This window comes from Roseibium sp. AWQ4_290, assembly GCF_056160985.1.
Window position 1 is genome coordinate 254,966 of the sequence record NZ_JBSWYG010000004.1, and the last position, 9,252, is coordinate 264,217.

At 53.4% G+C, this 9,252-nt stretch carries 11 protein-coding genes; 8 read left to right on the forward strand and 3 right to left on the reverse strand.

Annotated elements, in window-relative coordinates:
* Window positions 1–75: 75 nt before the first annotated feature.
* From ACXAH0_RS06200 to ACXAH0_RS06220, 5 genes are all read left to right on the forward strand, one after another.
* Window positions 76–417, forward strand: coding sequence for an ArsR/SmtB family transcription factor (locus tag ACXAH0_RS06200; RefSeq protein WP_475189748.1), 342 nt, complete (start codon window positions 76–78; stop codon window positions 415–417).
* Window positions 418–581: 164 nt separating this feature from the next.
* On the forward strand, window positions 582–941 hold the full coding sequence (locus tag ACXAH0_RS06205) for an ArsR/SmtB family transcription factor (RefSeq protein WP_475173779.1): 360 nt from the start codon (window positions 582–584) through the stop codon (window positions 939–941).
* Between the two features lie 23 nt (window positions 942–964).
* Window positions 965–1,453 carry an arsenate reductase ArsC gene (locus tag ACXAH0_RS06210; protein WP_475189751.1) on the forward strand — a complete coding sequence of 163 codons (489 nt, stop codon included), beginning with the start codon at window positions 965–967 and terminating at the stop codon, window positions 1,451–1,453.
* Window positions 1,454–1,465: 12 nt separating this feature from the next.
* Window positions 1,466–2,140, forward strand: a complete 675-nt coding sequence (locus ACXAH0_RS06215; RefSeq protein ID WP_475189752.1) for an aquaporin — start codon at window positions 1,466–1,468, stop codon at window positions 2,138–2,140.
* A 182-nt stretch (window positions 2,141–2,322) separates the two neighbouring features.
* A complete protein-coding gene (locus ACXAH0_RS06220) occupies window positions 2,323–3,081 on the forward strand; it encodes a hypothetical protein (RefSeq protein ID WP_475189755.1) in 759 nt (252 codons plus the stop codon).
* A gap of 411 nt (window positions 3,082–3,492) precedes the next feature.
* Here ACXAH0_RS06220 and ACXAH0_RS06225 read toward each other — a convergent pair whose 3' ends face one another.
* On the reverse strand, window positions 3,493–4,119 hold the full coding sequence (locus tag ACXAH0_RS06225) for a LysE family translocator (RefSeq protein WP_475189756.1): 627 nt from the start codon (window positions 4,117–4,119) through the stop codon (window positions 3,493–3,495).
* A gap of 397 nt (window positions 4,120–4,516) precedes the next feature.
* Window positions 4,517–5,113 (reverse strand): hypothetical protein, encoded by a 597-nt coding sequence (locus tag ACXAH0_RS06230; RefSeq protein ID WP_475189758.1) that lies wholly within the window; start codon window positions 5,111–5,113, stop codon window positions 4,517–4,519.
* Between the two features lie 266 nt (window positions 5,114–5,379).
* Between ACXAH0_RS06230 and ACXAH0_RS06235 the strand changes: the two genes are divergently transcribed.
* The 3 genes from ACXAH0_RS06235 to ACXAH0_RS06245 all read left to right on the forward strand — a co-directional run bounded on the left by ACXAH0_RS06235 (window position 5,380) and on the right by ACXAH0_RS06245 (window position 8,644).
* Window positions 5,380–7,386, forward strand: coding sequence for a sigma factor-like helix-turn-helix DNA-binding protein (locus ACXAH0_RS06235; protein WP_475189759.1), 2,007 nt, complete (start codon window positions 5,380–5,382; stop codon window positions 7,384–7,386).
* Window positions 7,387–7,588: 202 nt separating this feature from the next.
* Complete coding sequence (locus tag ACXAH0_RS06240; RefSeq protein ID WP_475189762.1) at window positions 7,589–7,813, forward strand: hypothetical protein; 225 nt, start codon at window positions 7,589–7,591, stop codon at window positions 7,811–7,813.
* A 45-nt stretch (window positions 7,814–7,858) separates the two neighbouring features.
* The gene (locus ACXAH0_RS06245) at window positions 7,859–8,644 is read left to right on the forward strand and encodes a hypothetical protein (protein ID WP_475189764.1); all 786 of its coding nucleotides are present in this window, start codon (window positions 7,859–7,861) and stop codon (window positions 8,642–8,644) included.
* 260 nt (window positions 8,645–8,904) lie between these two features.
* Here the strand turns inward: ACXAH0_RS06245 and ACXAH0_RS06250 are convergent.
* Window positions 8,905–9,252, reverse strand: a 348-nt coding sequence (locus ACXAH0_RS06250; RefSeq protein WP_475189765.1) for an IS66 family transposase, incomplete at its 5' end; no start/stop codon positions are given.

Sequence of the window (9,252 nt, forward strand, 5' to 3'; positions counted from 1 at the left end):
GCATATCTTCACTTGAAGTTGGATGGAATATCAGTTGAAAGTTGCAATATTCGGTAATTCGGGTATTATCGAATTATGAAAAAAGAAGATGCCTTGAGTGCTTTGGCAGCCTTGGGTCAGGAAACCCGCCTCGACGTGTTTCGCCTTCTGGTGAAAACGGGAAAAGAAGGCATGACCGCCGGTGCCATTGCAGAAGAACTTAATGTGCGTCCGAACACCCTATCGACCCACTTGGGCGCCCTGTCCCGGTCTGGCCTCGTAGAGGCGGAGCGGGACGGGCGCTCCATTCATTACCGGGCCGACCTGTCGACAATGCAATCTCTTTTGACCTACCTGCTGCAGGATTGCTGCGGCGGCCAGCCGGATCTGTGCACGCCGATTGCGGCTCTGGTCACATCGAGCCTCCGCGCTGGCTGAAGATCTTCCCGCGGCCCAAGCTGTTTTTCGCGGCTCTGTCTGAGCGCAGCAATGGTTGCGGGCGGTATCAGGTGCAGGCTTTTGGCTTTTGCAATCAAACCATGCCCTTTGTTCTGAGAAAAATTTGCCCTTGATCAATTCCATAATTCGGGTATTCTCGAATTATGGAAAAAGAAGACGCCATGACTGCATTGGCTGCCTTAGGTCAGGAAACCCGCCTCGACGTTTTCCGCCTTTTGGTGAAAACGGGAAAAGACGGCATGACCGCCGGGGCGATCGCACATGCACTCAAGGTGCGTCCGAATACCCTATCGGCCCACTTGGGCGCTCTGTCCCGTTCCGGTCTTGTGCAGGCCGAGCGGGACGGGCGTTCGATTCTCTACCGGGCGAACCTGGTGCAAATGCAGCACCTGGTGACCTATCTGCTTGAGGATTGCTGCGGCGGGCAGCCGGCTCTGTGTGCTCCGTTTGCCGGCCTGTCTCCAGACCTCTCCAGGGGCTCAGGCCCTTTCATCAAGACATGAACTGCAAGCGAGGCTGACGGACAATGCGCAATGTCCTGTTTCTATGCACGGCAAATTCGGCACGGTCCGTGCTGGGGGAAGCAATTTTACGGCATCTGGGCGCGGGGAAATTTGCGACCTTTTCCGCCGGATCAACGCCAAGGGGCCAGATCAATCCGGATGCTCTGGCCTGTCTGAGCCGCAAAGGCCTGCCGGTCGACGGGTTCCGCTCCAAGAGCTGGGAAGAGTTCGCCGGCCCTCAAGCACCGCAAATGGACCTGATTGTCACGGTGTGCGACAGCGCTGCGGGAGAAGCCTGCCCGGTCTGGCCCGGGCATCCGCTGGTGGTTCATTGGGGCATTGCCGATCCGGCCTCAGTGGAAGGTGATGATGCGGTGCGGGGCGCGGCCTTTGATCTTGCCTATCAACGTCTGGAGCGCCGGATCGGCGAGATGCTTGCCCTTGGCGAGAATGTTTTTGAGGCCGGAGACGGTGCATCCAGACTGGCTGCCATTGGCGCTTTGGAAAATTGAACGGGGCCCTTCATGCTGCATTTTAGCCTTTCCCGCCGGCTGGCCGCCGAGGCCCTTGGAACCGCCATGCTGGTGGGCACCGTGGTTGGCTCGGGCATCATGGCGGACAACCTGTCTGAGGATGTTGCCGTTTCCCTTTTGGGCAACACACTTCCCACCGGCGCCATTCTGGTCGTTCTGATCACCATTTTGGGGCCCGTTTCCGGGGCCCATTTCAATCCGGTGGTCACCTTCGTCTTCTGGCTGAAGCGCGACATGAACCTGCGCACCGGCATCGGTTACATGGCCGCTCAAATCTTCGGCGGAATTTGCGGAACGCTTGTGGCCCACATCATGTTTGAATTGCCGGTGCTTCAAGCCTCTTCAACCATCCGCACCGGGACGGGGCAATGGGTGGCGGAGGTCGTTGCCACCTTCGGGCTTCTGGCCAGCATTCTGGCTGGCATAAGGTTCCGGGAAGCGGCCGTGCCCTGGCTGGTCGGGCTTTACATCACGGCTGCTTACTGGTTCACGGCGTCAACCTCCTTTGCCAATCCGGCTGTGGCTATTTCCAGGGCCTTTACCGATACATTCGCGGGCATCCGCCCGGCGGATCTGCCCGGGTTCATTGCCGCCGAATTTGCCGGTGCGGCATTGGCACTTGCCGTTTTCTCCTGGCTGTTGACACCGGAAAAACGGCCGGACTGACCCGGCGGAGGCGCATTGCTTTCTTCATCTGTGACAACGCTTTCAGATCGCTTTTTCCAAAGCATTGACCATGTCTCCGGATTCTCAATACGGGAAACTGTCATCTGTACCCGGACCGGTTGCTCATAGGCCTGAAAACCGGCTAGACAGGAAGGCGATTATATCCCCGGAAGGTGTTTTGCGTGAACGGGTCCAATATCTTTTCGCAGGCCTACAGCACGATCCTGGCGTGCTGGCCGGCATCTCTCGGCTTTACCGGCGCGCTCTATGGTCTGGAAACGGTCAATGTTGTTTATGACTTGAACAACTCGATCACATTTGCGCGTGGCCTCGCCGAGGCCGGTCTTGTCTTCTACTTTTGTGTGCATCTGCTGGGGCTGGACCCAAAGGGCAAGGATATCAATCGGAAATTTGCCGGTTTTCTCCTGCGTTATTTCCTGCTGCTTTATGTGCCGATCCTCGTGGTGGGTATCGCCGTCATCTTTCTGCTCATGGCGGGGTCCCTCGGCCAGAGTTTGAACCGGGAAGCTTTTCTCGGATTGACAGTCCTGAGCGGAGCCGGGATCTATTTTCTGACGATGTTCCTTTTCGGGACGGCCTTTCCGGCGATGCTGCTGGGGGTTCGCCCGGGAGCGGGATTGGCGGTTGGCCGGGCGATCCGGCAGGCCCGGTATCTGCTCCCGAGACTGGCTTTTGGGGTCGGCGGGGTGATGGCACTCGGATTCGCAGCCCTGATCCTTTTTGAAAATCTCGGCATCGGATCAGATCCGGTCACGCCACAGGGCATTCCGGATCCGGCCGGGGCTCTGGCGCTGGCCGCGGTCAAGCTGATTTCGTCATCCAGCTTTGCCGTCTTTGCGGTGGTCATCTGTCAGGCCTATCGCAAGGACCTTGAGGAGCAGGGCGAACATCTGCCAAGTGAAGCGGATGTTTTTGCGTAGCGGGTGTTCTGGATCTCTCCCGGCAAACAGCTTGTGCGTCTGTCCTGAAGGCGCTACCGGAAGAAGGGCTTGGGGGCGCCTGCGTTGAAAGAAAAGGCGTGGAAGCGCTCCCCAGACCCTGATCCAAATGTGGTTTCAAGCACTACCAAGCGCAGTTATGTGTTGCCATAAAGGTTTGGGTTCCGGCATTTGGCGAAACAGCCACTCGCGCCCTGTAGGCTCGTCGTCGCTTCCGGCTCATTGCCGACATTCACCCGCTGATATACTGCCGCGATGCAGCCCGTCGAAGCCTCCATTCGCTACGTCAGCAAAGACGATTGCCCGCCAGATGCCGGCACTGCGGGACATTGCCACAGCTGCGGTTCATCCCGTGAATGTCCGGTCAATAATGACAACAGGCATGTGGAAACATCAGCGCCGATCAAACGCCAGCTTCGCTGCAAGCCCGAAAAAGACAGAACTCGTCGCGTACTGGAGGCCACGCGCTACGCGTTTGTTTTTCGCCAAGACACCGCTGATCCTGCCCGCAAACATGCCGATTATACCGTTAATCAAAGTGCCGCCAATGTTCAGAATTGTTCCGAAGATCAAAAACTGGAGCAGAACTGAGCCGCGCTCCGGATCAACAAACTGAGGAACCAGCGCAAGCATGAAGATCGCAACTTTTGGATTGAGCAGGCAAACAAAAGCGCCGTCTTTCCATGCCTTAAAAGCAGATGAACCTTCAATATTGTTTGGTGAAACCTGACCTATTGGAGACATGATTGTCTGAAAGGCCAGATAAACGAGATAGGCGACGCCCGCCCAACGGATCACTTCGAATGCGATGGGGTTCGCAGCGATCAATGTTGCAAGACCAAGTCCGCCAGCAAGGGCGTGGATGAACGATCCGGTCGCAATCCCAAGAGACGCGAAAAGGCCGACTCTTGGTCCGGATTTCGCGCCCTGACCAAGGCAGAAAAGCATATCTGCGCCGGGCGTCATGTTTAGAGCAAATGCAATGGGGATGAACACGAGCAGGATGTGAAAATCAATCATTGCATTGCCTCTTCAAACGAGATTTTCATCGAGGCAGACATTCGTGCAAACCGCAGCAGTCGTCAACACTGGGACCCGGAGCCGACCTGCTGCGCCGCAACGATGATCACAGCGATCGACTTTGCCCCAGCGTCGTTCGCGGCCCGGAGCGGTCGTTCATCGGTGGAGCTGCATCCTGCGCTGCGGCCCGTCGAAGCCGTCATTCGTTGCGACTGCGAAGCGCATCAACGGAAGACGGCGGCAGTGCGTCCCCAGATCGGTCATTCACCGGTCCCTAGGCTGATCCCGAAGGCGGACACCGCGGCTAAAGATTACCAGGGTCAGTAGTCCGGACTTTCCACTCCTCCGATCAAACGGCCATTTCGGCCGAAGTGTCAACTGGGTGGTCGCCTCTGCTCTAACGGGACCCGCCGACCAGAACCTGCGGCGGCGGAGGCACTTGGCCGGGCTTTCCTTGGACAGCGCTCTGGTTCTGGCGGAGCGGTGTGGTAGCGGCATGTGAGAGGCTGTCCCATGGAACCGGGCGGGTCCCAAACACGTCAGCAAGGTGCCTGGAGTACTTGTTGGCTATGCGCTTGGCGATCCTGCCGAAGCTGCGCTCAGGACTGTAATAGCTGTCGAGGTTGAAGGCTTCGCCAAGGCCGGGTGCACCATCATCCGACGCGGAGAAACTGTAGCTCCAGGAACCCGCCTGCATCGTACCTTTAACCGTGCTTCGCCCCAGCATGAACGGTCCATTTGGTGTTACATATTTCACCCTGTCGAACCGCACAGTAAGATCGTAGACGGGTGCCCCTGGCTTGAGTTGGCGGTTTATGTCGTTCGCAACGGCTTGAAGCTTGGATCTAAGCTGTGCGGCGGCAACCGTTCCGTAGCCGTCTGATCCTGGGTCGACGATCACTCGGTTGATCCGGAAGGCCGAAACGCCAGGCTGTTGATGCTGACACGCCGCGAGGGTCACGAACAGGAAAAATCCAAGGAAAATCTTATACATGTCTGATCCTGGGAATTGGCAATCTGAAATCGGCGACAAGCTAGGACGTTAGGACTTACGAAGCCGTTAATTGGCAATTGCACCTGCAGCCCGCACAATATGACCTAAATGAAGAACATCGGCCCGGAGGCAGTATCTTAACCGGATCAGTCGCTTTGAATTCTGGACCTGCCAGCCGAGTTTTCGGAGACGTTGATCCTAGGACGACGGTCCCTTCACTTTATCCGGCATTCTGAGCCGCCATTCCAGTTTTGGCCCCGGAACTGATGGACGGCTCCTGGTTTGAGCTGACAGGCAGCTTCGCGCTTCCATTCCAGTCATTCAGCGGCTGGGGCTCAAAACTCAAAAGCGGAAATTCATTGCGCCGTTCACAAAGGACTGGGATGCGGACATTTCGGACCTACGACGAACTGAGACCGCATGTGAGGGCCGACAATGTCTTTCGAGTTGGTGGCATAAACACGGTGAGCGATCTGGCCAATTGGTCACCAGAAACGCTACTGGATCAGCCAAATTTTGGCCGAAAATCACTGAGGGATACTCAGCAGGCGCTTATCGCCGCCGTCAACGATGGACCGATCCGTGCGGATGCGGCGGAAGCAATTCCTTTATCTAATCGCCTTTTGACGGACGTGCGGAGGTCATTGCTGTCATTCTCTGACCGCGAACGAGACGTGCTAGTCCGGCGCTTCGGTTTCGAAACGCCACCGGAAACGTTGCAGGAGATTGCAGACGATTACGGAATAACACGCGAGCGGATTCGACAAATCGAGGCCCGTGCGACCGAAAAATGGATGCGCCAATCATCCTGGGACGACATTCTCGATCAGAAAATTTCGCGACTTTTGATTGGTCGAAATTTTCCGCTTCCGGTTTCTGGCGTAGAAGCAATTGATTTATGGTTTGAGGGTATATCTCAAAATCAAATGTTTATTGCAAATATTATTCAAACTGCATGCAATAATCGCATTCATGTTATTCATGTAGGTGGTCTTGACTACTTCAGCTTTATGAATCGGGAAACTTGGGATCGAACTGTTGCCGAGGCATCTGCGCTCTTGTCTTCCGGAGTGGGACAAGAGTGGACCGAAGAATACGCACGATCGCTCGTAAATGGTTTGCTGCCGAACTCCGCAAAAGAATTTGGCACTCTACTGTGGGATAATTCATCGCAGTTTTGCCATTTTAGCTTAAACTCCGACGGATCGCGCACACTGACAAGTTTCGGACGAGGCGCAGAAAGCCTTGTTGAAGCCATTCTCGCGGAATCCGATTCGCCATTGCACTACACAGAAATAGCGAAACGTGCGATGCAGAGAGATGGAAAAGTCCTAGACGAAAGGCGGGCTCATAACGCTGCTGCGAACGTGGGCTTTCTTTATTCACGCGGTACTTTCGGGCTTGCACGTCATTTTCCATTGTCTGACGAGCAAGTGTTGCGAGTGCGAAATGAAGCTGAAGATATCGTATGCTCGGTACCACTTGCCAGGCAATGGCATACTTCCGAAATTCTTTCTGAGATATCTGAACATTTGTCTGGTGAGTTGGGAAACCTGGACAAGTACGTGCTCGATATCGTGCTCTCTGGATCAACAATGCTTAGATCTCTTGGAAAGATGACTTGGATTGCGGCCGGAGAGGACACTGACGAGCAATATCGAATTGATATACACCAAGCAGTTGTCGCTATAGTTCAGATGGCAGGGCGACCACTGGGGAATAGGGAAATAAAAGAACGCCTGACAGCAGTACGGGGCATCAACGAATTCTTTCAGATTTCTCCGATTGACCCGCTCATTCGTTTGCAGCCTGGTCTTTGGGGAATTAATGACAGAGATGTACCGATTTCACGCGAAATACAAAGGGAATTTATTGAAAGGTTATTAAATATACTTGAAGAAAAACAGTGTGGCATTCATGTAAGCGAATTGACAAATTTATTGCCTACGTATGATTGCCCTCCGGAGGCACTTTTTTCTATTGCCTCCCAAGACGACCGAATGAAGATTGCACAAGGTCGATACTTGTATTGTACAGCATGGGGAGGTTCGAGGCGCGAAACCATCAGTCATGCTGTTTCGGCCGTATTGGAAGGGACTAGGAGCCCCATGTCCTTGGAAAAAATCTCTTCCATGGTCGAAACGCGGATTGGCAGGAAGATCGACAAATCAATTATTTCTAGTGCGCTGCGGGCTCTCGAAGCGAAATTCAACAGTGCGACGGGACTATGGAACCAATTCAGGCAGTCCGCAGAACAGGATAGCGTCGATTGAGAGAAGACGCTTTATTTGATCTGCTTCAAATCATTATCTAACCCTTGGTGGCAGCAGCCTGTCCAGCAAAACGTTCGAACGTTTTTTCAAGTGCGCCAGCTGAACGGTCGAAAATTCGAGTGCATTGGTTTTATTTTCGACCAAATTCAGCAACCTTGGCACACGTTTTTCCCTCTCGGAGTTCGAAAGAGACACTTTATCCATGGCACTTACTCAAGAGGACTTCTTCAACGCGACGCCCGATAATCCGCCCAAATTGCCTGAGGGCGTCTTCGGTCCTCCTGAGTCGCGTGGTCCAGATTGGCCAGACAACCCGGATTTACGGTTGGCCGTAGATTGGTTCAAATCGTTTATTCAAGAAGAAGAATGGAATTCACGTAAACGATCGGGCCATTTGGGGTGTTTATGTACTGCTCACGTGGTTTGAGAACCTGATTTCGCGCATACAGACAAGACAGGCAAAGGTGGTTGCATGCAAGATTTAGTTTCAAACAAATACAAAATTGCTTGGTCTGGAATGCAGCGCCAGGAAGACGTAATTGTTGATTATTCGCCTGGAAATCATGATGCGAAATACAGCCAGTCTGACATCGATTTGATCGAAAAGGAGTGGAGCGATAGAAACAAAACTGCCGCATTGGAAGGTAGAACTATCTACAATTCTGAAATATTTCGCCTTTCTTCGCATTCTGTTACGAAAAACGGCAGGCTGGCACTAAATCTTGGAAAGACAAGTTACCGTGAATACGTAGCAACCAGATCACCTGAGCGCGCCATTTCAAGAGCAAATCCCATTGGGACTTGCATATTGCCAATAACTTCGGACGGTCTGATTCCGATTGGCCGCAGATCTCAAACTGCAGAAGTCAATCCGGGTAAGTTCTTTACTTTCGGAGGTTTTTTTGATGCCGCGCTAGACATGGACGGGCTGAAGCCGGAAATATTCGACTGTATCCGGCGGGAAGTGAGAGAAGAGCTTGATATCAGTCTGGATACGTCCGGTCTCTATCTAATTGGAATCGTGTTGGATCTCATTAATATTCATCCGGAATTTTCATTTGTTGCCGAAACAAATCTGTCATCTTCAGAAATAATGTCATCGGACTGGAAATCTGAGTTGGATGATTTGACTTTCGTTCCTGAAGCGGACTGTCTTGAATTCTTAAACAGAAATCGTTCGGACTTCACACCAACGCTAATTGGGGCGTTCGAAATTTTCGCAGAGAGAATGAAATCGGAACAAGCACAATGGGCGTGACCGGCCAATGAATTACATGTCATTCTTGGCAGCGTTTAGGTATTCCGTCGTAAAGAATTATCCGTTTGCTTGAGTAAATCTCTCCCTGCTCAAAATAATCTAATTCGGCATGAGGATTGAATATCCACCATGCTCTGCAAACCTCAATCCAAATTCAACGGGCTGAAGCCAATGAAGTCTTGTATTGCGCAAGCTCCCTATAGAATTGACTTCGCTGGGGGGCCATCGGATTTGCCCTTCTTCTCCGACCGAATGCCAGGTCATGTTGTCGCTGATTTTCCTCCGCCTTGTGAGCCCATGAAGAGGTAATTTTTTCGGCCAAGGGCAATGGGCTTCATGGCCCGCTCCGCGCAATTGTTGTCCAGCTCCAAGTGCCCGTTGCCGAGATACGGCCGGGCTTTCGGCAGACGGCTGAGCGCATAACGGATCGCAGCGGCGAGCGGCGACTTTCCCGAGATCCGCGTCAATTGGCTGCCAAGCCAGTCTTCCAGATCATTGAAGATAGGTTTGGCGTGCTTTTGCCTGATTGCGGCACGCTCCGGCGGCGGTTTTCCGCGTGCCTTCTTTTCGATTTCGTAGAGGTTGGCGATCCGCTGGATGGCCTCGCC